Here is a 502-nt window from a genome sequence, read left to right on the forward strand (position 1 = left end):
GGATTTGTATTTGAAACAGATGACCGGGAAAATATCACCGGGGCGCGACCGGATCAAAACGACGGCAAAAGCCATAAACAGCGAAGTAGACTTCGGCGCATTTTCGAAATCCGAAGAGAAAACGGCTGTTTTTGAAATAGAAAACACGGGAGACAATCCCCTTGTCATATTGGATATCAGTACCACTTGCGGTTGTACGACTGCAAACTATGACAAACACCCAGCGAAGCCGGGAGAGCGGCTTCGTATTGAAGTCAGGATGACACCGAAAGACACAGGCTTTTTCGATGAAATCGTCACACTTAAATGTAACACAGCAAGTCCTGTCAAAGTAAAAATAAGAGGCCAAGTTCAGTAATTGAACGAAAGGGAGCCTGCCTGAAAAGCCTCAGAAACTACGACGGCAAGCTCCCCGAAACCCCTTAGAAAGGAGGTGTATGATGGTAATATAAACCGGACAAAACAGAATGATGCAAGTTCAGTACATCATTTGGCTATCTTG

1 protein-coding gene is annotated in these 502 nt (G+C 45.0%); it reads left to right on the forward strand.

What is annotated here, in order from left to right; genetic code table 11:
- Positions 1–358 (forward strand): DUF1573 domain-containing protein (locus KTG12_RS21495; RefSeq protein ID WP_046452451.1); only part of this gene is annotated, 358 nt, incomplete at its 5' end.
- Positions 359–502: the final 144 nt, after the last annotated feature.

It is taken from the genome of Parabacteroides sp. MSK.9.14, from assembly GCF_019041495.1.
Lineage (GTDB): Bacteria > Bacteroidota > Bacteroidia > Bacteroidales > Tannerellaceae > Parabacteroides > Parabacteroides merdae.